This is a genomic window from Colwellia sp. MB02u-6, from assembly GCF_014077095.1.
Lineage (GTDB): Bacteria > Pseudomonadota > Gammaproteobacteria > Enterobacterales > Alteromonadaceae > Cognaticolwellia.
Genome location: NZ_JACGVG010000035.1, coordinates 431,131 through 455,031, shown reverse-complemented (window position 1 = coordinate 455,031; position 23,901 = coordinate 431,131). Strand labels below are relative to the sequence as shown.

General features: G+C 39.5%; 23 protein-coding genes and 1 pseudogene. 6 read left to right on the top strand and 18 right to left on the bottom strand.

The features are described from left to right. Positions 1-242: 242 nt before the first annotated feature. The 3 genes from H4J46_RS11550 to H4J46_RS11540 form a co-directional block, all read right to left on the bottom strand. Positions 243-1,343, bottom strand: a complete 1,101-nt coding sequence (locus H4J46_RS11550; protein ID WP_182233626.1) for an XdhC family protein — start codon at positions 1,341-1,343, stop codon at positions 243-245. A 316-nt stretch (positions 1,344-1,659) separates the two neighbouring features. Continuing rightward, positions 1,660-2,730, bottom strand: coding sequence for a recombinase RecA (recA, locus tag H4J46_RS11545; RefSeq protein ID WP_182233625.1), 1,071 nt, complete (start codon positions 2,728-2,730; stop codon positions 1,660-1,662). A gap of 910 nt (positions 2,731-3,640) precedes the next feature. After that, entirely contained in the window at positions 3,641-3,790 is a 150-nt protein-coding gene (locus tag H4J46_RS11540; protein WP_182233624.1) for a hypothetical protein, read from the bottom strand. Positions 3,791-3,850: 60 nt separating this feature from the next. On the opposite strand from H4J46_RS11540, the gene H4J46_RS11535 reads away from it, so the two are divergent. Both H4J46_RS11535 and mutS read left to right on the top strand, forming a co-directional pair. After that, entirely contained in the window at positions 3,851-4,024 is a 174-nt protein-coding gene (locus H4J46_RS11535) for a hypothetical protein (RefSeq protein WP_182233623.1), read from the top strand. 167 nt (positions 4,025-4,191) lie between these two features. Beyond that, entirely contained in the window at positions 4,192-6,765 is a 2,574-nt protein-coding gene (mutS, locus tag H4J46_RS11530) for a DNA mismatch repair protein MutS (RefSeq protein ID WP_182233622.1), read from the top strand. Positions 6,766-7,118: 353 nt separating this feature from the next. Here mutS and rpoS read toward each other — a convergent pair whose 3' ends face one another. The 10 genes and pseudogenes from rpoS to H4J46_RS11480 all read right to left on the bottom strand — a co-directional run bounded on the left by rpoS (position 7,119) and on the right by H4J46_RS11480 (position 14,624). Then, on the bottom strand, positions 7,119-8,045 hold the full coding sequence (gene rpoS, locus H4J46_RS11525) for an RNA polymerase sigma factor RpoS (protein ID WP_182233621.1): 927 nt from the start codon (positions 8,043-8,045) through the stop codon (positions 7,119-7,121). Positions 8,046-8,130: 85 nt separating this feature from the next. Continuing rightward, positions 8,131-8,976 (bottom strand): peptidoglycan DD-metalloendopeptidase family protein, encoded by an 846-nt coding sequence (locus H4J46_RS11520; RefSeq protein ID WP_259365806.1) that lies wholly within the window; start codon positions 8,974-8,976, stop codon positions 8,131-8,133. Positions 8,977-8,992: 16 nt separating this feature from the next. Beyond that, positions 8,993-9,571 carry a YqaA family protein gene (locus H4J46_RS11515; RefSeq protein ID WP_182233620.1) on the bottom strand — a complete coding sequence of 193 codons (579 nt, stop codon included), beginning with the start codon at positions 9,569-9,571 and terminating at the stop codon, positions 8,993-8,995. Between the two features lie 3 nt (positions 9,572-9,574). Next, positions 9,575-10,252 carry a protein-L-isoaspartate(D-aspartate) O-methyltransferase gene (locus H4J46_RS11510; RefSeq protein WP_182233619.1) on the bottom strand — a complete coding sequence of 226 codons (678 nt, stop codon included), beginning with the start codon at positions 10,250-10,252 and terminating at the stop codon, positions 9,575-9,577. Next, complete coding sequence (surE, locus tag H4J46_RS11505; protein WP_182233618.1) at positions 10,249-11,001, bottom strand: 5'/3'-nucleotidase SurE; 753 nt, start codon at positions 10,999-11,001, stop codon at positions 10,249-10,251. Before surE ends, H4J46_RS11510 begins: the two co-directional genes overlap by 4 nt. 1 nt (position 11,002) lies before the next feature. Next, the gene (truD, locus tag H4J46_RS11500; protein ID WP_220463017.1) at positions 11,003-12,268 is read right to left on the bottom strand and encodes a tRNA pseudouridine(13) synthase TruD; all 1,266 of its coding nucleotides are present in this window, start codon (positions 12,266-12,268) and stop codon (positions 11,003-11,005) included. Next, positions 12,254-12,727: pseudogene (ispF, locus tag H4J46_RS11495) on the bottom strand (2-C-methyl-D-erythritol 2,4-cyclodiphosphate synthase); the annotation flags it as partial. The pseudogene ispF and the gene truD, both read right to left, overlap by 15 nt. Continuing rightward, complete coding sequence (ispD, locus tag H4J46_RS11490) at positions 12,718-13,446, bottom strand: 2-C-methyl-D-erythritol 4-phosphate cytidylyltransferase (protein WP_182233617.1); 729 nt, start codon at positions 13,444-13,446, stop codon at positions 12,718-12,720. The pseudogene ispF and the gene ispD, both read right to left, overlap by 10 nt. Continuing rightward, positions 13,446-13,751, bottom strand: coding sequence for a cell division protein FtsB (gene ftsB, locus H4J46_RS11485; protein WP_182233616.1), 306 nt, complete (start codon positions 13,749-13,751; stop codon positions 13,446-13,448). The genes ispD and ftsB overlap by 1 nt, the downstream gene beginning before the upstream one ends. 90 nt (positions 13,752-13,841) lie before the next feature. Then, positions 13,842-14,624 (bottom strand): hypothetical protein, encoded by a 783-nt coding sequence (locus H4J46_RS11480; RefSeq protein WP_259365805.1) that lies wholly within the window; start codon positions 14,622-14,624, stop codon positions 13,842-13,844. Between the two features lie 239 nt (positions 14,625-14,863). On the opposite strand from H4J46_RS11480, the gene upp reads away from it, so the two are divergent. Further along, a complete protein-coding gene (gene upp / locus H4J46_RS11475) occupies positions 14,864-15,490 on the top strand; it encodes a uracil phosphoribosyltransferase (protein WP_182233615.1) in 627 nt (208 codons plus the stop codon). 551 nt (positions 15,491-16,041) lie between these two features. On the opposite strand, the gene eno is transcribed toward upp, so the two are convergent. Continuing rightward, entirely contained in the window at positions 16,042-17,340 is a 1,299-nt protein-coding gene (gene eno, locus H4J46_RS11470) for a phosphopyruvate hydratase (protein WP_182233614.1), read from the bottom strand. A gap of 112 nt (positions 17,341-17,452) precedes the next feature. Continuing rightward, the gene (locus H4J46_RS11465; protein ID WP_182233613.1) at positions 17,453-19,090 is read right to left on the bottom strand and encodes a CTP synthase; all 1,638 of its coding nucleotides are present in this window, start codon (positions 19,088-19,090) and stop codon (positions 17,453-17,455) included. Between the two features lie 247 nt (positions 19,091-19,337). Between H4J46_RS11465 and H4J46_RS11460 the strand changes: the two genes are divergently transcribed. Beyond that, on the top strand, positions 19,338-19,916 hold the full coding sequence (locus H4J46_RS11460; protein WP_182233612.1) for a DUF4202 domain-containing protein: 579 nt from the start codon (positions 19,338-19,340) through the stop codon (positions 19,914-19,916). A gap of 25 nt (positions 19,917-19,941) precedes the next feature. Here the strand turns inward: H4J46_RS11460 and H4J46_RS11455 are convergent, their stop codons facing one another. Together H4J46_RS11455 and H4J46_RS17690 are read right to left on the bottom strand one after the other, a co-directional pair. Beyond that, positions 19,942-20,388, bottom strand: a complete 447-nt coding sequence (locus H4J46_RS11455) for a YbaN family protein (RefSeq protein ID WP_182233611.1) — start codon at positions 20,386-20,388, stop codon at positions 19,942-19,944. A gap of 307 nt (positions 20,389-20,695) precedes the next feature. Further along, on the bottom strand, positions 20,696-20,809 hold the full coding sequence (locus tag H4J46_RS17690) for an ATP-binding cassette domain-containing protein (protein ID WP_404851789.1): 114 nt from the start codon (positions 20,807-20,809) through the stop codon (positions 20,696-20,698). Positions 20,810-21,041: 232 nt separating this feature from the next. Between H4J46_RS17690 and H4J46_RS11445 the strand changes: the two genes are divergently transcribed. Further along, a complete protein-coding gene (locus H4J46_RS11445) occupies positions 21,042-21,266 on the top strand; it encodes a hypothetical protein (protein WP_182233609.1) in 225 nt (74 codons plus the stop codon). Continuing rightward, the gene (locus H4J46_RS11440) at positions 21,263-21,499 is read left to right on the top strand and encodes a hypothetical protein (RefSeq protein ID WP_182233608.1); all 237 of its coding nucleotides are present in this window, start codon (positions 21,263-21,265) and stop codon (positions 21,497-21,499) included. The genes H4J46_RS11445 and H4J46_RS11440 overlap by 4 nt, the downstream gene beginning before the upstream one ends. Positions 21,500-21,519: 20 nt before the next feature. Here the strand turns inward: H4J46_RS11440 and H4J46_RS11435 are convergent, their stop codons facing one another. Further along, the gene (locus H4J46_RS11435; protein ID WP_182233607.1) at positions 21,520-23,814 is read right to left on the bottom strand and encodes a tRNA(Met) cytidine acetyltransferase TmcA; all 2,295 of its coding nucleotides are present in this window, start codon (positions 23,812-23,814) and stop codon (positions 21,520-21,522) included. Positions 23,815-23,901: the final 87 nt, after the last annotated feature.

The window sequence follows — 23,901 nt, the reverse complement described above, 5'->3', positions numbered from 1 at the left end:
AAAAGAATTAAAGTCAAATGGGAAACTAAAATTAGCTCCTGACCAAATACTTAGTGCTGCTTCGGTCGAAAACCACGACATCAGTTAAGTTAAGTTTTCATCCGATAGTTGAGATAAATACATATTTTCCTCATGACATACGACAGGGCAATTGCTTACCAGTAACTTAGTCTAGTCTGAATGAATTAACCATTAAGCCTTAATATAAAGCCAATATAAAATGAGCTTATATATAGATCAGCTTAAGTGTTAATAAATTTACCTGACAAGGCTAAACCGCTGCGATGATGCAAAACACTATGACATTGCGCCAAAATAGACAAGGCAATCGACTCGGGCAGCTCACCACCAATATCAAGGCCAACAGGGCCATTAACATGACGCATTAACCAAGATCTATCTTCAATATTAGCTAGTGTTTCAACATTACCTCTTCGTTCAGTCGGGCCTAATAAACCAATATATTTTGCAACATTATTTTCATGCAGCAAACTTAACCAAGCAGCGTCCAAATTCAAATTGTGTGTCATCAACACGGCGGCATCAAGTTGACGAAATTGCGCCATTTGAGAAAAGTCGTTTGGATGAATTCTAAAAATCTCTGAGGCCTGCTTAAAGCTGCTGCTGCGGGCATAGCTAGAGCGATGATCAACAACGGTTACCCGCCAGCCCATCTGCGCCGCCATTGACACTAAAGGAATAGCATCTGAGCCCCCACCAAAAACCCATAAATTAGTCGGTGCAGATATTTTGGTTATCGACCGTTGATCTTGGCCAATAGTAATATTGCTGTGCGCTGTTTCCTGTTTTATCATTTGCACTAGGGCATCATGCTTAACGTTTTCTTGCCCCTGAGCTGTTGTTGTTAATAACTGGCCAACATTATCAAATAAACTGATATTATTTAACGCCTGCGGTGTTGATTCATCAGTTAAAAATGTTTGCTGTAAATAGCTTGCCTGACCCTCTTGCATACGCTTAAAAAGCTTGGCAAATAATACTTGATGTGCAGCGGTGACATATTGTAATAATACGCCTATTTTACCTTTGCAGCCTACGCCTAGCTCTGCTGCATAGCCATCTTCTTCTAGCATGTCGTATACAACGTAATGAGCTTGCTTGCTATCAAATACTTTTTTTGCATGTAAAACAATATTGGCTTCTAAGCAGCCTCCACTGACTAACCCAAGCGATTGTCCCACGCTATTAACCAACATAATAGCACCAGGTGAGCGATAACTTGAGCCTGCTTTATTTACTATAGTGGCAATTACCCAGTCAAGTTTTTCGCAATGATTTAAGTAATGTTCAAGCAGGGAGTAATGAGAGTGATTATTAAGCAATGGTAAACCTTAAAGTTATTGGGAACTGGTCACGAGTCTTTAATTTATTATAACAAGTTAGGCAAACTTAAAAAACGTCGAATTAGTATCTGTTTACTCAGTGTATCGTTCAAAATCGTAGCTTTTAACATCGACTGACACGTAAATACATACGCCGTGCAGCTATATGTTTAGTTGAAAACATGCCATTAGAGTAATACTGGAACAGTTAACAAGCTGCTGAAAATCGGTAGTTTTCTGATCATATAGCGCTTTTTATATTAAAAAAAAGCCACTTTACAGTGGCTTTTTCATTAAAAGTAAAACTCACTAATAATTATTTAACTAATGCTTCAGTGGCTTTAGTTGCTTTAGCTGCTTTAGCGGGTTTATCTGTTTCAGCTGCTTCTGGTAGTTTATTTTTTGATAGTAGCGCTTCACGTAAACGTGTATCAATTTCTTTTGCTATTTTAGGATTATCTTTCAAGTATTTAGCTGCATTTGCTTTACCTTGACCAATTTTATCGCCTTTATAACTATACCAAGCGCCGGCTTTTTCAACCATTTCATTTTTAACGCCAAGGTCAACTAACTCACCTAAACTATTAATACCTTCACCATATAGAATTTGAAACTCAGCTTGCTTAAAAGGTGGCGCTATTTTATTTTTAACCACTTTAACACGTGTTTCGTTACCAATAATTTCGTCACCATTTTTAACGGCGCCAATACGGCGTATATCTAAACGCACAGAAGCATAAAATTTTAAGGCATTACCACCTGTTGTGGTTTCTGGAGAGCCAAACATTACACCAATTTTCATACGAATTTGGTTGATAAAAATAATCATGGTATTTGATTTTTTCAAATTACCCGTTAATTTACGCATGGCTTGCGATAACATACGAGCTTGCAAGCCCATGTGTGAATCACCCATATCGCCTTCAATCTCAGCTTTTGGTGTTAACGCAGCCACCGAGTCGACTACAATAATATCAATAGCACCTGAACGAGTTAACATGTCACAAATTTCAAGCGCTTGCTCACCCGTATCCGGTTGAGAAACCAATAGTTCGTTAATATCTACGCCCAATTTTGCCGCATAGACAGGGTCAAGTGCATGCTCAGCATCAACAAATGCACAAATTTTACCATTACGTTGTGCTTCAGCAATAACTTCAAGTGTCAGCGTTGTTTTACCACTTGACTCTGGACCATAAATCTCAACAACACGACCTAGAGGTAAGCCACCAGCACCTAAAGCAATATCTAATCCTAATGAACCGGTAGAAATTGTTTCAACGTCCATGGTGTTATTGTCACCTAACTTCATGATGGAACCTTTACCAAATTGACGTTCGATTTGGCTTAAGGCAGCTGATAATGCTTTTTCTTTGTTATCGTCCATTTACTACTCCACGAGGGGTTTAGGTGCTTAATTCGTTTTAATGAAACAAGTATACTGTATGGTCGTACAGTATCAAGGTTTTTATTAAATTATTTTTTTTACATACGAAAATAAAATAACTTATAGATATTAATCATTGATAAAAAAGAAGTTTATCCATAAAAGTAACTTTATTTATTTTTTATTTAAAAAGTTACTAATACAGTTATTAGTCGTTACAAAGTGGTTTTATGTGATTAACTTAACTGATGACTTTTCTCAAAAATAGAAAGATTTGATCGCCTGCATTATGGCAAAATCTATGCCTTTAATACCTTCATCAATTTTAGTTACGGCAGTTCAATGACAATAGTAACAAAAGACCTTTCCTATCACCCACTCATGCGTATTGATTGGGTCAGGGGTAAAGTGACATTTAAGTAAATGAGCTGCATATTTGTGCTCATCACCTAAACTTAGATAGTTATGCCGCTTCTTAGGTCTTATGGCCTTTATATTCAGTTTCTTCATCGACGTACGCGTTTTATGTACGACTATCACATGACCAAGTTTAATTAATTCTGCATGAACAAGACGTTTTTCATGGGTATTACCAGAATCAATTGAGATATGACTAATTAAGATCATGAGGTTTTTTTTCGCTACATTAGCCGTTATGAGATGGTAATAATAACAGCTTATGCTGACATCAAAGGCTTGACACAATTCATTCATTTTATATTGAGGATCTGCTTTCTTTATCTCTCTGATCAATTCAAATTTGAATTGTCGCGTATGAAGAAAGCCGCCGCTTTTTTTAATATTTTATTATCTCTTTGTGATTGTTTTAATTACTTCTCTAATAATTGGAATCGTTGTTGGTCAAGGGTGATCGCATTAGAATTTTGAGGAGTATGACCGGATAATTCAGCTAAGTATTGCCTTTTACAGCGAGCAATCGATGTGGCATGAATGCCTGTGATATCTTGTGTTTTTTGTTGAAATAGTTTTCCTCTACCATTAATTTAGCATCTTCTAGCTTTTGATTAGGACTGTCACTAATTTTTGTTTTTCTGGTCATTTGAATACCTTTAAGATTTTACTTATTTTAAGCTATAAATCCTTACAGTTTCATTAAACCATGACAAGTAACCAAAGACCTGAATGTGGAGGAGTATCAGCAAGCAATGAAGGTTTCTTTCCTGTTTCAGCATTGTATTTAAAACGCTTTGCCGCAAGTGCATTAATTGCTGTAGAATTAGTTTTAGCCATGGTTACCTCAAATAGCATTTGGTTAGGCTTTGAGGCGGTATAGGAACCTCACTAAAGTCATTTAAAATAATACCATACAAAAAATCATACTAGATCCACTTAATTCACAGATTTAGTTTGAGCTAAGCAAAAACAACAAAAGCACATAATAAAATAGCGAAGCCCATTATCTAAAGAGGCTTAAAGAAGATAAAGAGATTATGAACTAGTATGAATGCGACCTTAAAAGAAACAGACCTTTCCTCTCACACCCCTATGATGCGTCAGTACCTGACTATTAAAGCGGAATTTCCTAATATTTTAATTTTTTATCGTATGGGGGATTTTTATGAACTGTTTTTTGATGATGCTAAAAAGGCATCTGATTTGCTTGATATATCATTAACTGCACGTGGAAAAACTGGTGGTAATGCTATACCAATGGCTGGTGTGCCTTATCATGCGGTGGAAGGCTATTTAGCTAAGTTAGTCAAATTAGGTGAGTCAGTCGCTATTTGTGAACAAATTGGCGATCCGGCGACTAGCAAAGGCCCGGTAGAGCGAAAGGTGGTACGTGTGGTTACACCTGGCACAGTGAGTGATGAAGCGCTGCTTAGCGACCGACAAGACAATTTGATTGTTGCTGTTTATCAAACACTACAAGGTTTTGGCCTCGCTTATTTAGATATGACCAGTGGCCGTTTTGTGCTGGTTGAGCCTAAAACTGAAGAGCAAGTTCAAGCCGAGCTACAACGTTTATCACCAGCAGAATTGTTATATCCCGAATCATTAGTCGCCACGAGTATTATTGCTGGACGCAAAGGTTTACGTCGACGCCCTGATTGGGAGTTTGATTTAGACACCAGTAAAACCTTACTCAATAAACAATTTGGTACTCAGTCATTGTCGGGCTTCGGTGTTGAAGATAAACCACTAGGTATAGCTGCTGCCGGTTGTTTATTTCAATATGTTAAAGATAGTCAGCGGAGTGCACTACCGCATATTAGAGCTATCATTGGTGAAAGCTCATCGACTGCCGTTATTCTTGACGCCGCCACTCGCCGTAATTTGGAATTAACCCAAAACCTGCAAGGTGGTAATGAAAATACCCTAGCCGCAATTCTTGATAAAGCCGCGACCCCCATGGGTTCTAGATTACTAAAGCGTTGGCTACACTTTCCACTGCGCGAGCTAAATACGCTAAATAATCGTCAAAATGCGATTGAAGAAATATTACAGCAAGACTTACCGTTTGAACTCAACGCTAACTTAAAGCCATTTGGTGACATTGAACGTATTGTTTCCCGTATTGCTTTGCGATCAGCTCGCCCGCGCGACTTTGCACGTTTACGCAATGCCTTAATGCATTTACCTGATTTGCAAACACTTATGATTAGCTGTAGTCAACCACATTTAGCGGCATTGGTTGAACAGTGTCAGCCTATACCGGCAACACAAGCACTATTAGAAAGAGCTCTTGTGGAGAACCCACCGGTATTAATTCGAGACGGTGGCGTTATCGCCCCAGGTTATAACGACGAATTAGATGTACTGCGAGATTTAAGCGATGGTGCAACCGAGTTTTTAGCGCAACTTGAAGCGCGCGAAAAAGAACGTACCGGCATTCAATCACTCAAAGTTGGCTATAATAGGGTCCATGGTTTCTATATAGAAATGAGTCGCACCGCAGCCATTGATGTACCTGATGATTATATTCGCCGACAAACCTTAAAAAATAACGAACGCTTTATTACTAACGAATTAAAACAACATGAAGAGAAAGTGCTATCCGCGCAAAGTAAATTTCTTGCCCTTGAAAAACGCTTATATGAAGCGTTATTTGAGCAAATATTACCTGAGTTAGAAAAATTGCAGCTACTTGCGCAATCGCTATCTGAAATTGATGTGTTAAATACTTTTGCCGAACGGGCCGAAAGCTTAAATTATGTTAAGCCTATACTGCAAGAAGCCAGTGGTATTAATATTGAAGCTGGACGGCATGCTGTTGTAGAACAAATGACCGCTGAGCCCTTTATTGCTAACCCAGTAGTGCTAAACAGCAGCCGAGAAATGTTGATTATTACCGGCCCTAACATGGGCGGTAAATCTACATATATGCGCCAAACAGCGTTAATTGTACTACTGGCACATATAGGCTGTTATGTACCAGCAAGTGCCGCTCAAATAGGTATGGTAGATAGAATTTTCACCCGTATTGGCGCTTCTGATGACTTAGCCAGTGGTCGTTCAACTTTTATGGTGGAAATGACAGAAACCGCTAACATTTTGCATAATGCCACCAATAAAAGTTTAGTATTGTTAGACGAAATTGGTCGAGGCACTAGTACTTATGACGGCTTATCACTGGCTTGGGCCTGTGCTGAAATGCTAGCGATAAAAACGAAAGCTTTTACGCTTTTTGCTAGCCATTATTTTGAGTTAACCTTACTAGCTGAACAAATTGATACTTTAGCGAATGTTCATCTAGACGCTGTTGAACATGGCGACAGCATTGTCTTTATGCACACAGTGCAAGAAGGTGCTGCAAGTAAGAGTTTTGGTTTACAGGTGGCGCAACTCGCTGGCGTGCCAAAAAGTGTAATTGTGCGGGCAAAACAACGCTTAGCTGAACTGGAGAATATGCAAGCACCTTCGGTGATGAGTGCTGTTCCCCAAGCTTTTGAACAACTGTCTTTTATGGATAGCCAACATCCTATTGTTGAACAACTAAGTGCAATAGAGGTCAACGACTTGAGCCCTAAAATGGCCTTAGATCTATTATATAAATTAAAAAAATTAATTTAAAAAAGAAGGCTATTTACATTAGCATCCCTATGCAGCGAACACAGATTAAAGTGCAGGTCGACTTTATAATCTGTGCTCGCTGACAACATCAATACCGACCTAGCAGAACGGTCACTCAAACCTACAAAAAATATTTGCTGCCAATATTTGCTCGCTTATAAAGTTAATTGCTCGTTAAACGGTTAACAGACTAAAGTTCGACCTACAAAAAATCACCACTACAGATGGTAGTTTGGTCTTAAAATGAGCTCCTGATACAAATTTATAGGCAGGTACATTATCCATAAAATGTAAGCCTAAAAAAACCAGCAATCGCTGGTTTTTATTTATTCACTAAACTTGAGCCCATCGCACTATTCTTGAAATAGCGCTTCAATTGACAAGTCTTGTTGACTTAAAATATCACGCAGACGTTTTAATGCTTCAACTTGAATTTGACGCACACGTTCGCGTGTTAAGCCTATTTCGACACCTACATCTTCTAATGTAGCGGCTTCATAGCCTAGCAAGCCAAACCTTCTTGCTAGTACTTCTCGTTGTTTAGAGTTAAGTTCATTCAGCCAATCTACAATGCTATGTTTAATATCATTAGTTTGTAATTTTATTTCTGGACCTCCAGCTTTTTCATCTGGAATAACATCTAATAAAACTTTTTCACCTTCACCGCCAAATGGCGAGTCAACTGAAGCAATACGCTCGTTCAAGCGCAGCATTTTACTAACACTTTCCACAGGTACCTTAAGCTCAAAAGCAATGTCTTCAGCCGTTGGCTCATGGTCAAGCTTTTGCACTAACTCACGGGCTGTGCGTAAATAAATATTAAGTTCTTTAACCACATGAATAGGTAATCGAATAGTACGAGTTTGGTTCATAATGGCGCGTTCAATGGTTTGTCGAATCCACCAAGTCGCGTAGGTTGAAAATCTAAAACCACGTTCCGGATCAAATTTTTCAACAGCACGTATTAGGCCTAGGTTACCTTCTTCAATTAAATCTAATAAAGGTAAGCCACGATTGTTATAACGGCGAGCAATTTTTACCACTAAACGAAGATTACTTTCTATCATGCGTTTGCGAGAGCGTTCATCACCTTTTAGGGCAAGGCGAGAAAAGTAAACTTCTTCTTCGGCGGTTAATAATGGTGAAAATCCTATTTCACTTAAATATATTTGTGTTGCATCTAAATTAGACGGGCTCTCTTCAGGTACTTCTACCTCAGTACTTTTTGGCTTTTCTTTCACTGCAAGATCAGAACATTCTATTTGTTTTTTTATGCCCATGTTATATCTTCCTGTTTAGCATTAGCTAAATTTACTGACTAATTATTCACATTAACCTCGGGGTATTATTGGTAAATTTTTATTATTATTTCGGCAAATACTTCATAGGATTAACTGATTTCCCACGAAAGCGAACTTCAAAATGAAGCATGACTCTTTCAGCGTCAGTATCACCCATTTTGGCAATCACTTGACCGGCTTTTACAACTTGCTGTTCTTTGACTAGGATGTGATCGTTATGGGCATAAGCGCTGAGATAATCTTCGTTATGTTTAACGATGACTAACTTGCCGTATCCCTGTAGTGCATCACCGGCATAAACCACCTTTCCATCTGCAGTTGCTTTCACCGAATCACCGCGTCGTCCCGCAATGTCGATTCCTTTATTTCCTTGTTTTGCGGAGGAAAAATTATGAATAACTTTTCCTTTCGCAGGCCACCACCACTTTCTAATTTTTTGTGAAAACCCCGTGTGTGCCTGAACTTTTTTGCTGACTTTTTGATCAGCTACATTTTTACCATACTCCTGCTTTTTCTTCTGTGCAATAGGTTTTTTTATAACTTTTTGTTTTGATGTATTAACGCCCTTTCGTTCCTGGCCTCTTAAGTTAACATTATTGTTACCTTTTGTTAACATTAATTTTTGTTGTGGATAGATCTGGTATGGCGCTTTAATATTATTGATACTTGCTAAGGTACGAATATCAATATCTGCACGCCATGCTATTGAGTATAAGGTTTCACCTTTTTTCACTATATATTCAGTGCCACTAACGCTGCTCTTAAGTCTTTGACTAAGAGGAAGAGAGCCTTGTACGTCAACAACTGGTGCAGGTTTACTGCGGTTAGAACAGCCTACTAACGCTAATATCATTATTAGCGTTAGTAGGTTATTAGCGCTAAATGAGTTACCTTGCATCCATCTCGTCATAGCAAAAATAACGTCCTTATCGTGTAGCAATATAGGTAATAATAATAGCGCTAACAACTAGCCAACCTAAGACATCAACCCATTGTCTAATTTTTTGTTCCATCGGTGCCCCGCCCCAACGAATAACACCTGCGACCAGGAAAAATCGCATGCCGCGACCAATCGATGACGCTAATAAGAAGGGTAAAAATGCCATATTTAAAAAGCCAGCACTCACGGTAAATAACTTATAAGGGATAGGAGAAAAGCCAGCAATAAATACCACCCATACACCCCATTCACTAAACCATAACATGGCTTTATCAAAGCGCGCCTGATAACCAAACTCAGTAATTAAGGGTTGGATCCAAGGTTCAAACATCAAATAACCTAAGCCGTAACCTACCATTCCGCCGAGCACTGAAGCAACGGTAGTTATTGTGGCAAAACGCCAGGCTTTATCGCGCTGTGCCAGTACCATAGGAGCTAATAAAACGTCAGGTGGAATGGGGAAAAAAACCGACTCAGCAAAAGTCAGTATTGCTAAAATTCTAGGGGCAAACTTATGCTCAGCCCACTTAAGTGTCCATTCGTATAATGCAGAAAATATTTTCACAAATTATCCTAAAGCGCCAGGTACAAGAGGAACAAAACGAACAGCTTCAATTTGCTGCTCTTTGTATTCATCACCATGACGAGTAATTAATTTTAAAACTTGGTTTTGTTCACCAACAGGAATGATCAAGCGACCGCCATCAGCGAGCTGTGCTAATAATGCCACTGGCACCTCTTTGGGTGCAGCCGTAACTATAATGGCTTGAAACGGAGCTTTGCTGTGCCAACCTTGCCAACCGTCACCATGTTTCATTGCCACATTATGTAAATCCATCGTGCGTAATCTTCTTTTTGCTTGCCATTGCAACGACTTAATACGTTCAACAGTAAACACTTTGGCTGATAACTGCGCCAATATTGAGGTTTGATAGCCAGAGCCCGTGCCTATTTCTAGAATGCTGTCTGGCACGCCATCAGCAAGAAGCAGCTCTGACATTTTTGCCACAATATAGGGTTGTGATATGGTTTGCCCTTGGCCAATCGGTAAGGCCGTATTGTCATAGGCTTTATGCGCTAGAATTTCAGGTACAAAAATATGCCGAGGCGAACGGGCAATAGCCTGTAATACTTGTTGATTTTTGATGCCTTCAGCCAATAATTTTTGCGCCAATAATTCGCCACTTCGACTCGACTTGCCACCAATATTATTGCCTACTCTGGTATTGATATTAATTGGTCTCATAGTGAAAGTTCATTAATCCATTCGGTCATTTTTGCCAGACTTTTATAAGCAGTCATATCTATGGTTAACGGGGTAATTGATGCATAACCATTAGCTATGGCATGAAAATCAGTACCCACGCCAGCATCAAGTTCTTTTCCTAATGGGCCATACCAATAAATATCTCGTTGCCATGGGTCTTGCACCTTTTTCATAGTTTCCGCTTTATGGCGGTTACCTAAACGTGTGACTTGAATACCTTTTAATTGATCTAGCGGCACATCAGGCACATTAATATTAATAATTTGATCACTTGGCAGCGGGTGCAACTGCAAACGCTCAATAAACTTGGCGGTAACAATGGCGGCAGTTTGAAAATTTTTGGGATCTGAAGATACTAGCGATACCGCTATTGCAGGCATACCTAAATGACGCCCTTCTGTTGCTGCCGCTACCGTGCCAGAATAAATGGTATCGTCACCTAAATTAGCACCGTGATTAATACCCGCCACCACTAAATCAGGTTTTGGCTGCATTAATTGGGCTGCACCTAAATGCACGGCATCAGTAGGTGTACCATTGACAGAAATAAAGCCATTTTCTAACGATTGCGCTCGTAATGGATTCAATAGTGTTAACGAATTGCTTGCGCCACTGCAATTTCTGTCTGGCGCAACTACGGTTACATCAAATATTTTGGCTAATTCATCAAAAAGCACTTTAATGCCATCAGCATGAACACCGTCATCATTACTCAGTAATATTCTCATGTTAGCTTTTTAACTCCTTGTTGTTATCTACTGCGCTAGTCTGGGTGTTAGTTGCAGTGGCTGTGTGCCTGGCTGCACTAACATCAACCCGCTCGGTCATATCTTTATAGTCGATTAACTCACGCATAATGGTGGTGGCATAAGCACCTGATGGCAAGAAAAATGACAAGGTTACAACATCGTTCTCTACACTAATGTTAGTGTCTTTAATCGTTAAGCGAATACGTCGACGTTCTTGCTTCAATCCAAAACGCGGTAAACCTTCGCAAAATGCTAGCTGGCCATCGGCAATGCTTTGCTCAAATGCACGCGCATCGCCGGTGGTCATTAATTCGCCCGCTCCCCACATAGATGCAGTAATATCTAAGTCATGTTCAACTAATCGTGTTTGCAGACTTTCATCAATAACATCAGCGAGAAATACCGACTGTGTTCCCGCTAACATCAAGACGTCACCATTAATTAAGCTGTCGAATGTTTGTTGCTCGATACGTTGGCCAACCATTTGGTTAAAAATCAATGAGCGTGCAGCCGATAAATACATACCACGTTTTTTCTTGTCTTGAACTTTTTTACCAGAGAATAAACCTAAGGCTTTTTCAATATTACCGCCATTGATACCAAAACGTTGTTCACCAAAATAGTTTGGTACGCCAAAATTAGTCACTACCTGCCAACGTCTTATTAGCTCGTCAATTTCAGTCACGTCACGTAAGGTGATTTCAAAACGATTACCGTCTAAACCGCCAATACGTAATTTTTTGTTATGGCGTTTATAGGATAAAACTTCGACACCTTCGATGTTTACGTCACTTAAATCATAACTTTGCTTACCGGGAACATGCACACCAAACCATTGCTCAGTTACCGCAAAACGATCTTTTAAACCGGCATAGGAAACTAACGATTCTTTCACGGAAAAATATTGCGCTAATTGCTTGGCAACAAAAGCGGTATTGGCGCCAGTTTTTCGAATATGAATAAAAAGATGTTCGCCTTGACCACAAGGTTCAAAGGGTATTTTTTCAAAAACTTTAAAGTCTGATCTATGCCGACGCAACAAGCCGGTCGATTTTGGTTTACCATATAAATAGGAAAATTCAGGTAAGGGAGATTGGCTTGGCTTAGCTACTGGCTTATCGCTTTGAACGACTGACTTTAGTGCTTTTAATTCACTTTGAACAGCGGGCTTTAGTACTTTTATTTCGGCTTGCTTAATCGGCTCTGCAATTGTATTTAACTTACTGTTAGGTTCAGTTTTTATCAATAGTACAACGGCATGCACGCTAATACCTTCTTTGCGACCCACATAGCCTAACTTTTCAGTGGTGGTTGCTTTGACATTGACTTGTTCGATATCTGCTTGTAAATCTTGTGCTAAACATTCACGCATGGCTAAAAGGTGCGGTGCTATTTTTGGTGCTTGCGCACAAACAGTAATGTCGGCATTACCTAAGCCGTAGCCTTTTCCTTGCATTAAACCAACCACATGGCGCAATAAAATACGACTCGATATATTCTCGTATTGGTCATCCGTGTCAGGAAAATGGTTACCAATATCGGCTAAACATAATGCCCCTAAAATCGCATCACATAAGGCATGAATAGCCACATCACCATCAGAGTGAGCAATAAAACCAAATTCATAAGGAATAACAACACCCCCTAAAACTAATGGCCCTGCACCACCAAATTGATGAACATCAAACCCGTGACCTATTCGCATACTACCTCTGATTGTAAATTATTATTTTGTTGGTTAAGAATAAATTCAGCTAAAAACAAATCTTCTGGCTGGGTAATTTTTATATTGTCGTTGCTGCCATTGACTAAACCGCTTGCAAAACCCGATGCTTCCATCGCTGATGATTCATCGGTAATACTGATCCCTTTTGCTAAAGCCTCGGTAATAGCAGCGGTTAGTTCAAACGTTTTATACATTTGTGGCGTCAGCGCATGCCACATTTGACTACGATCCAAGGTGCTTACTACTAATTGCTCGATATTCGCTTGCTTCATGGTATCGCGAACAGGGCTTGCTAATAGGCCGCCATGATCGTTTTCAAGACAGTAGTTAATTAAGCGGGTTAAATCTTCATGGCGAACACAAGGTCTTGCGGCATCATGCACCAACACCCATTGTTCTTGACCAGCATGTAAATGTTTTAAACCGGCAAGTACCGAATCAACACGCTCTTTTCCACCAACAACACAGCTAATATTTTTATGATTAACTAAGCGGGTATTAGGAAAATATTCATCGTTTTCACCTAGGGCAATAATGACATGAGAAATTGCCTCGTGGCTGAGTAAACGCTGAACGGTATGTTCTAAAATAGTTATGTTTTCAATGGTTAAATATTGTTTTGGACAAGACGAACGCATGCGTTTTCCAACACCTGCAGCGGGCACTACAACCGTAAAATGCCCTAATAAGTTACTCATTATCTCAATCGTTCCTTCTTGTCGGCATCTTCATCATTAGGAATGACGCGGAAAAATGTCTCACCCTGTTTGATCAGACCTAATTCATGGCGAGCACGTTCCTCAATAGCTTCTGTACCAGATTTTAAATCGTCAGTATCAGCATAAAGTAATTTGTTACGTTGTTTTAGCTTGTTGTTATTGGCGAGCTGGCGAGTAACTTCTTCTTCTAGTACTAGATAATCAGGCACACTGTTTTTACCAAACCAAAGTCGGTATTGCAAAAGTACCAGAAAAAGTAGTAAAACTGCCGTGATCAGCCGCATAATGTATCTAAAGTCGATATCGAAAAGATAATATTGATACGCTATTATAAATACGTACCGTCTGCTGTAAACACCCAACAAGATTTAAAATCAATTGTCTGGCAAATTTACCCTAGGTTGTTTGAAATTGCGCCAATTAATGGTGCAAGATAATAACAATTCTCGCAATGAAGGCATAATTGGCTGCAATTTTTGACCATCTTTCCAACGATGCCCAGCGCACGCTGCGCTCATTACTTTTTTCGTTGGCTTAAGTAAATTCACTTTCTGACGAGTTACTTCGCTCTCTGACTCATTATCTGCTCTCCTCTCAGCTTCAATGTCTAACTCACTTGCTCTGTCACCCTCATTTTTTCGCCTGTTACCTGCACCGCTGACGGTTTCGTTATCTGTGAAATAAAACCAGCCATGAACGTTGGTTCGAAATCTCTGTTTTTCTAAATCAATTCGGTCGATACAATCGAGTACAATATAGCCATTTAACGCGATAGGCACCACTAAACCATGCACTAACTCTTGTCTCTTATACCAAGTAATAACAGTTTCATCATAAGCCGACAATTGGCTTATTTCAGGTGACGTAGCTACTTGCTTAGCTGACCAACTGGCATTTTGAATATCTAATGCCAGTGGTGTTTGTGCATTTAATAACGCGAATGCCGTGCGTTTAACATAATGAGGTAAGCTTTTAATTCTGCCTTGTAAACTTGCTAGCACTAAGCATTCATTGCGGGCTAAAGTAATTAACTCTCGTTCATAAAGGGCATTACACAGCTCAGCAAAGTCTGATGACTGCTGCTGTGATTGCCATAATAATGATTGAGTGACCATGAATTTAATGACTACTTTAATTAACGCTGATAATTTAAGCATACTTGATTGTTGTGTAAAGATAAAATAGCTAAAACTGATCTGCGCATTGTTTTACCTATAAAATAACTAGTAATAACAATTTATACTGGGCTATTATTTTTAACAGTGTTTTTTAACAATGTACACCGCAGTTAAAAAATATGCGCTAACATTACTTAAAATTTTAGCCCAAACGAGTATTTACCACTGGTTTGAGTATAATATAAAAAATAGTTTCCTAGCAATTTTTGGAGTAAATAATGAGCGTGATTGAAGTAAAGCATCCCCTAATTAAACACAAAATCGGCATAATGCGTGAAGCTGATATAAGTACCAAACGTTTTCGCGAACTTGCCTCGGAAGTTGGCTGTCTATTAACCTATGAAGCCACTAAGCACCTTGAAGTAGAAGCTAAAACCATCAATAGTTGGAATGGTGAAATTCAAGTAGAACAAATTAAAGGTAAAAAAGTCACCGTGGTCCCTATTCTGCGTGCGGGTTTAGGCATGATGGACGGCGTTTTAGAGCTTATTCCTAGCGCCCGAATCTCTGTTGTTGGTATGTATCGTAACGAAGAAACACTAGAGCCAGTGTTTTATTTTGAAAAATTAGCGGGGAAAATTGAAGAACGTCTGGCCCTAGTGATTGATCCCATGCTAGCTACAGGCGGTTCTATGATAGCCACAATCGACTTATTGAAAGAGCGTGGTTCAAACCATATCAAAGCCCTAGTTTTAGTAGCTGCGCCAGAAGGTATAGCCGCGTTAAAAAAAGCACACCCTGATGTTGAGCTTTATACCGCCGCTGTTGATGACTGCTTAGATAACGCAGGCTATATATTGCCGGGTTTAGGTGATGCTGGTGATAAGATTTTTGGCACTAAGTAGTTGCGATAACCCAGCGACTTAAAGCTGCTGGCTGCATCATATTAAGGGAGGTTAGCTCAACTTTTGTCGCGATAACAAACATTAAGCATAGTATTTAACACGCTGTGCGAAAAAAGCTCAAGTGTGCGCTTTGTAACCCTGTTAATTTGCTAACTATTGCATTGTGACCAGTTTATTAGCTATTTTTTTCATCGCTATCGCGGCATTATTATCCATACCTTTATTAATCAAAATAATAAGGGCGGATTTTTTCATAGTTTAGTCCTATGGCTTAAAATAAAATACACGCAAGATATAGTCCAATCGACGACTTATTCACAAGTATAATATTCAGTAAAGGCGCTATATTCGAACACTGTCAGTGGCGGCAAGGTAAGTCGTGCCATAATTAATTAGTCAGCTTAAGCTCTTATTATCACAAAAAAACCACTCGTATGAGTGGTTTTTATAATATTCAATAACGTTTAAATTAACTGCATGATATTACTACCATACGTAAGGTAAGCCAACTGATAAACGAAAGCCTAATGTCATCACACAAAAACTTATGATTATTGGCCTTTGACTTCAGACAAGCCATTAAAGATAGCTTTATCACCTAAAAACTCTTCAATGCGCAATAACTGATTGTACTTAGCAACACGGTCTGAGCGACATAAAGAACCCGTTTTGATTTGACCTGCGGCAGTGCCTACGGCTAAATCAGCAATAGTTGAATCTTCAGTCTCGCCTGAGCGATGTGAAATCACGGCGGTAAAGCCAGCGTCTTTTGCCATTCTAATCGCCGCTAAGGTTTCTGTTAATGTCCCAATTTGGTTGAATTTAATTAAGATAGAGTTACCAATACCTTGCTCAATACCACGGGCTAATATTTTAGTATTAGTAACAAATAAGTCATCACCAACAATTTGCACTTTATCGCCAAGTAAGTCGGTTTGGTATTTAAAGCCATCCCAGTCTGACTCGTCCAAGCCGTCTTCAATTGAAATGATCGGGTATTGCTCACAAAGGCTTGCTAAAAAATCAGAAAATTCGTTAGCCGTAAATTGCTTGCCTTCACCTTTTAGGTCATAAATGCCTTTTTCTGCATCATAAAACTCAGAAGCAGCACAATCCATCGCTAAAGTTACGTCTTCACCTAATTCGTAACCCGCCGCGGCAACCGCTTCTTTAATGACCGCTAATGCATCAGCATTTGAGGCTAAATCAGGGGCAAAACCACCTTCATCACCCACCGCGGTATTTAAACCTTTTGCAGACAATACTTTTTTCAAAGCATGGAAAATTTCAGCGCCCATACGTAGCGCTTCTTTAAAGCTTTTCGCGCCAACTGGCTGTACCATGAACTCTTGGATATCAACGTTATTGTCAGCATGTTCGCCACCATTGATAATGTTCATCATAGGTAAAGGTAGTGAGTATTGACCTGGCGTACCGTTAAGATCGGCAATGTGCTCAAATAATTGTACTTTCTTTTCCATTGCGGCGGCTTTTGCGTTCGCTAAAGAAACGGCAAGAATGGCATTAGCACCGAAGGTTTCTTTATTCTCTGTGCCGTCTAAATCAATCATAATTTGATCTATGTTTGCTTGCTCTAAAGCACTTTTGCCTTTCAATGCCTTAGCGATCTGATTGTTAACAGCAGCAACAGCTTTTAATACACCTTTACCTAAGTAACGTGATTTGTCGCCGTCACGTAATTCAAGTGCTTCGCGAGAGCCGGTTGATGCGCCAGAAGGAGCAGCAGCTCGACCCCAAGCACCCGACGCTAAATAAACGTCAGCTTCAACTGTTGGGTTACCACGAGAATCCATGATTTCGCGTGCGATAATTTTACTAATATTAGACATTATGTTCCCTATTCCTTACTAGCTAAGCTAGGCCGGTTATAAACGTTAAATTAAAGGTTAAAATTGCTTAAAAAAAACCGCAGCAATAAGCTACGGTTTTCATCAGTTTGGTTTAACTTGATTGCTGCTTTTGATGTTCAAAAGCGGCGGCAATAAAGCCAGCAAAAAGCGGGTGACCATCACGAGGAGTTGAATTAAACTCAGGATGAAATTGCCCAGCAATAAACCAAGGATGATTAGGATTTTCAATCACCTCAACTAATGTTTTATCCGCAGATAATCCCGAGAACACTAAACCTGCTTGGCTTAATTGTTCACGGTAGTTATTATTTACCTCAAAACGATGACGGTGTCTCTCATAAATTGTTTCACTACCATATACGTCATATGCCTTGGTACCTTTCATAATGTGACACAATTGTGAGCCTAAGCGCATAGTTCCGCCTAAGTCAGATTCAGCATTACGGTATTCAACTTTACCTTCTTCATCTAACCATTCGTTGATTAAGCCAACGACTGGGTAAGGTGTTTTGGTATTAAATTCGGTACTGTGTGCGTCAGTTAAACCAGCAACATTACGGGCATATTCAATCAATGCCACTTGCATACCTAAACAAATACCTAAATAAGGTATTTTATTTTCACGCGCATATTGTGCGGTTAAAATTTTACCTTCAACACCACGCTCTCCAAAGCCACCAGGGACTAGAATGGCGTCCAAACCTTTAAAAATCTCAACCCCTTTAGACTCAACATCTTGTGAGTCAATATATTGAATTTTAACTTTTACTTGGTTTTTAATGCCGGCATGCTTTAGCGCTTCATTAACTGATTTATATGCATCAGGTAATTCAGTATATTTACCGACCATACCAACAACGACTTCACCTGATGGGTTAGCTTCTTTGTAAAGTACTTGCTCCCAATCAGATAAATCAGCTTCGGGAACATCAAGACCAAAACGCTTAACCACTAACTCGTCAGCACCTTGCGCTTTAAGTAAGGCAGGTACTTTATAAATAGAGTCAACATCGCGCAATGAAATAACCGCTTTTGCTTCAACATTAGTAAATAGTGAAATTTTAGCGCGTTCATTAGCGGGAATCGCACGCTCACTTCGACAAACTAAAATGTCTGGAAAAATACCGATTGAACGTAATTCTTTCACAGAATGCTGGGTAGGTTTAGTCTTTATTTCACCGGCTGTAGCAATATAAGGCACTAAGGTTAAGTGCATAAACATCGCACGTTCTCGGCCTAATTCTACCCCTAACTGACGGATAGCTTCTAAGAAGGGTTGTGATTCAATGTCACCCACAGTGCCACCAATTTCAACCATCGCAATATCGTAACCTTCAGCACCTTCAATCACTCGACGTTTAATGTCGTTAGTAATATGAGGAATAACTTGAATAGTGGCACCTAAAAACTCACCTTTACGCTCGCGCGCTAGAATATCTTGATAGATACGACCAGTAGTGAAGTTATTACGCTTAGTCATTTTGGTTCGAATGAAACGTTCGTAGTGACCTAAATCTAAATCAGTTTCTGCTCCGTCTTCGGTAACAAAAACCTCACCATGCTGAATGGGGCTCATAGTACCCGGATCAACATTAATATAAGGGTCAAGCTTAAGCATGGTAACTTTTAAACCACGTGCTTCGAGAATTGCTGCTAGTGATGCTGCAGCAATACCTTTACCAAGAGACGATACAACGCCGCCAGTAACAAAAATATATCTAGTTGTCATGCGATACTCAGAGTCAGGAAAAACAGGAATTTTGCACTAAATTTATTTAATGTTTGGTTAAAAAAATAAATTTAGTAGGACGGGAAAACATTATACTGAAAAGCTGTGTACACAACAATATGATCAAGGCATCTAGTTGCACAAAATTTCATTTAAATGCTCAATATTTGTCTTAAAGCATGATTGTATATATTAAAAAACGGGGTAAACTGGTGTTTTCCTTTGCAAAAAATAAAAATTAATCATTATGACTCAACTACAAAAAGTATTAGATGCTATCGACACTATAAATAAAGCCGATACCAACACCACGATTGTTGATGGCATTAGCCAACCTAAAGAGCTTTTGTACGGTCAATACATGACAACTTGTCTTGAGAAGCATTGGCCAGATGCAAGTGAAAATTTACAGGTTGCGGTTCGTGCACAGCACGTAAAACGCTGGCATTTAAAACGTGTCAACTTCGCAATTGGCAAAAAAGGTTATTTAACCTGGCGTAAAGAATTAGGCATTTTTCATGCGGCTACCGCTAAAGCCCTAATGCTTGAGCATGGCTATAGTGAAGACGCCGCTGAAACTAGCGCGGCGATTATTCGTAAAGAAAACTTAAAATCAAACAGTGAAAGCCAAACCTTAGAAGACGTAGCCTGCTTAGTGTTTTTACAATACTACTTTGATGCCTTAGCCGCTAAACATAAAGAAGAAAAAATCATTCGTATTTTACAGCTGACTTGGCGAAAAATGTCAACGCAAGGCCAAGAAATTGCCTTAAGCTTAACCTTACCGCCCCATTTAGCCCAGTTGGTGGTTAAAGCACTGGCCTAGTGCTTTAACCTACAATATTCAATATTTACTTTCCCCCTGAGCTCTTGGTTACTTTTTCAGGACTAGATTTTTCAGGCGATTTACCTACTGGTCTATGGTTTGTTAATGGCATTTGCTGATGGCTATTAGAAATAGGTAAACGCCAAAGAAAAACAAATGGCCAAACAACCAAGGCAACCACTAACACCTTTAACCAAACCGTAGGCAAAATATAACCCGACCACAAAACAGCAACAACCATTGAACTTAAAGCTAGCATTTTTGCGCGTTTGGGAATGCAACGAGATTGCTGCCAATGATAAATCATTGGCCCAAACACTTTATTGGCTAATAGCATGTTATACAATCGCGGCGACGACTTAGCAAAACAGGCCGCGGCAACTAATAAAAAAGGTGTGGTGGGCAATAAAGGTAAAAAAGCACCAATAAAGGCTAATGCCACAAAAAATATTCCCACTATCTTTAACAACATAACGTTATAGTACCCTCAGTCTTGCGTTAAAATCGGCCGTTAACCTTCAATTAACTAGCGCACAGTATTCCAGCTAAATAAATAAGCCCCCTAAGGTTAAAAGGACCGCGTTCATTAGCATCAAAATGGCTACATGATAACGGATATTCGCTAATGTTGCCGCTTCGGTGATCATTTTACGCACGCCAGCCACTAAATAGAGTTATGGTTTCTTTAATCGTAACAAAGTCTTGTAAGGGGGGATGCTGAAATTGAATGCCAATTTTTTGCGATATTGACTCATCAATGGGCTTAGCATAATAAAAAACTAGCCATTGCTCACTTTGATAATGCCTCGCATGATTTCTATGGCCGTAGTCTTGCCAACACCCTTAGGGCCGAGCAAGCCAAAACAATGACCTTTTTGCATCGCAAAGTTTATATTGTTTACCGCAACAGCATCTTTATAACGCTTGGTTAAGTTCTCAACGCGAATAACTTATTGCCTGGCATACCTCAAATAAAACCTCGCTTGTATTTTAATGGCTCACTTAAAATAATAATACCAGCACAGAGACACCCCTCAAATGATAATAATTATCATTTGTATTTGATTGTGTTTTCAATTATTGTTTTTAACAAACCTGTTTTATCAAAAATAATAAGGATGAATAATGGGATCAAGACAAATAAATGAAGGCTGTAGAGGTAAAGTCAAAGTTGAAATTTCAGCTTTATTGTTAGCAAAATTAATTAGCTCAGGCGCGTTAACAGGCCATAACTGTAGATGCCTAAACAACAATGCCCGTAGTACCTTATGGCAGTCTTTGCTGAACTTAAGTATTCATTCAACAACTCATTTAACGACTGACTTAAAAAGCGCTGGAGAAATACAATGACCACAGAATCACCTATTGTTGATATTTACTGTTTAGAAGCCTGGATAGAAACCTGTGTTTGTGGCTGCAAGCCATCAGCGAACAAACAGTCACTGGCAAAGATATGTGTTGCGATCAATGCAATTATGCAACATGACGACTTTGATCAAATAGCTGATAATCATTGCAGCTATCATAAGATGAAAAATTATTGGCAATGGCGTTACGATCTTGCTGAATACCCAGTTGATTAACCAACTGGGTATAGCGCTGACTATTTACAACTTATGGCTAGCACTTGATGAGCCCTAATAAAGTTGATTAGGTGTTGGTTTAAGGCTTTTTTACCGGTAAAACCATACTGTTGGCAAACTTTTTCAATACTATTTTTTTGTAAAATACGCGCAAGCAAAGGTAATACTTCAGGATTAAACTGTTCAGTACAATGCCTTAATAGCCAGTGGTGTAGCGCATAAACACAGCTGCTAAATTGACGTTGGCCAGAAGTAAAGTCGTTAACACTTTGCAAAATATCACGCGTTAGTACTGATGTTTTTAACGTCGTATTGCCCTTGAGTAACTGCCAGACTAATTTGGCTGGCAGTTGGGTAAACTCATCAGTTAGCCAATAATCAAATTGTTGGTAAAACTGCTCAACAATCACTTGCTGTAAATGGCTGGCATTAGGCGTTAAGGCTTTAGTCACCAAACAAGAATGCTCACCGCTGGCTTTGTCTTTACTAAACCCTACTCGGGCAACGGCGAAGCCAGCTTGCTGCCAAAACTTGAGCAGAGTGGCGTTGCCCGCAAAACTAGCGCCAATAAAATCTATGCCTTGGCGTGTAATATGGCGTTCAATAGCACTTAAAAAGTGTCTACCTAAGCCTTGACCCTGAAATTGAGGATGTATCGCAATACGCATTACACGTTGATAACTATAATTAAAACTTTCCTTAATGCCACAATGCATCAATAATGATTGTGGTAAAAATTGATCGCGTAACCGACGCTGATTTTCACGAATTAGCTCAACCAGTGTTTCATCTGCGTGCCCTTCTCGCATAAGCATAACAACACCTAAAATATCGTTTTCATGTTTAAGTACAAACAATGATATAGCGCTATTGTTTAGCAGTAACTTTAGATCACTGGGTGATGTTTGATAGTGAGCTGTTACTAATACTGCAAAAACTTGCTGTAAGAGTGTTTCGTTTTGCAGTAATTGTATGGGGGTAACAAGCTCGGTCACTAGCTTATATTGCGAAAGTACAGCACTTTGCGCTTGCGCATTATTAGCCTCACTTTTGCTCTCAGGGATAGCATTATTTATGGGTAATAAAGTGTTAGAGTAATTGGGCAATTTAGCGTTTAGCAAACAACTAGCAAAAACGAATTGCTCGAGTGGGTCATCACTTGCCCAGCGAATAGCTTCATTAATGTGTATTTTGCGCCAATTCGGCGTCAAACGCTGTAAAACCAGACCAAACTTCAGACTAAAGCCGCGACCTGCGCCTTCATAACCATGAATAGTCGTGGCGAATATTAAGCGATGATAATGACTAAGTAATTGCTGCAAAAGATAGACTGGCAAGGCGGCAGCTTCATCAACCATGACTATACTAGCTTCAGGTTGCTCTTTTAACAGCACATCGATAGCATAAAAAATAATACTGCCATTGGCATGTTCTACACTATTTACGCCAACCTTGACATCAGACAAGTGTGTTTCAACTTGCTGAAAAAACACCTTAAGCGCTGGTTTACTTGCCGCCGTGATCATGATTTTTAGTGGCTGTTTAGCATTAGCCAACATTTGACATGCCGCAAGTGCTAAAGCTGAAGACTTACCCCGACCACGATCAGCGGTTAGTACCAAAGGCCTATCTCTATGACCCGACAATACCTTGAGCATAGCCTCAACCGCTAACACTTGTTCTTGAGTGAAACAGCCGTATGGCAGATTTTTTACTTGTTGAGTGGTACTTAATTTCCCATCATTAGCACGATTGTCTAGCGCTGTTTTATTCAAAGACAATAACGCTGGAAATTCGGGTTTATCTTGTCTAATGAAATAACAATGTTCAGCGGATAATTGCAGCATAAAACGCTGAAGAAAATAGTCTTGCGATTGCGCTTTGTTAACCTGCTCGACTTGCGACGGCTTTAATAAAAGTAAAAATACGCCACCAGCCACTAAAGTGCCCGAAAGCGCAGCAAAGGCATCAACGTCAAAATCACTTTCGATATGGCGGGCATCATTATCACCCTTACTTTCTACCGCAAATACAATAACGTCTTGCTCAGTACCTAAGTACTGAGCATAATTTTTTCGATTGACTGAAATTAACTGATTAGCGCGACTAGTATGGGCAAGTTCGCCATAAAAAAGACCTTGTTTATCGATCTTCTCATTTGACTCTTGGGCGGGTAAAAATAAAGTTAAACTTGTCTCAAGCTGTTCAGTAGTCCAGGCAGCATCACCCACTAAAACCACCAAACTACGCCAACGCTTAGCCTGAGTTTGTTGCTGTAGCTGCAAACACCAGTGAGAAAAACTTTCTTTCGACATACTATTTAACCTTAAAAAGTATCTTGGCTAACACCAAGAGATATATAGCCAATTCATTGCGAGGTGCAGCTTAGCAGAGCTGCAATC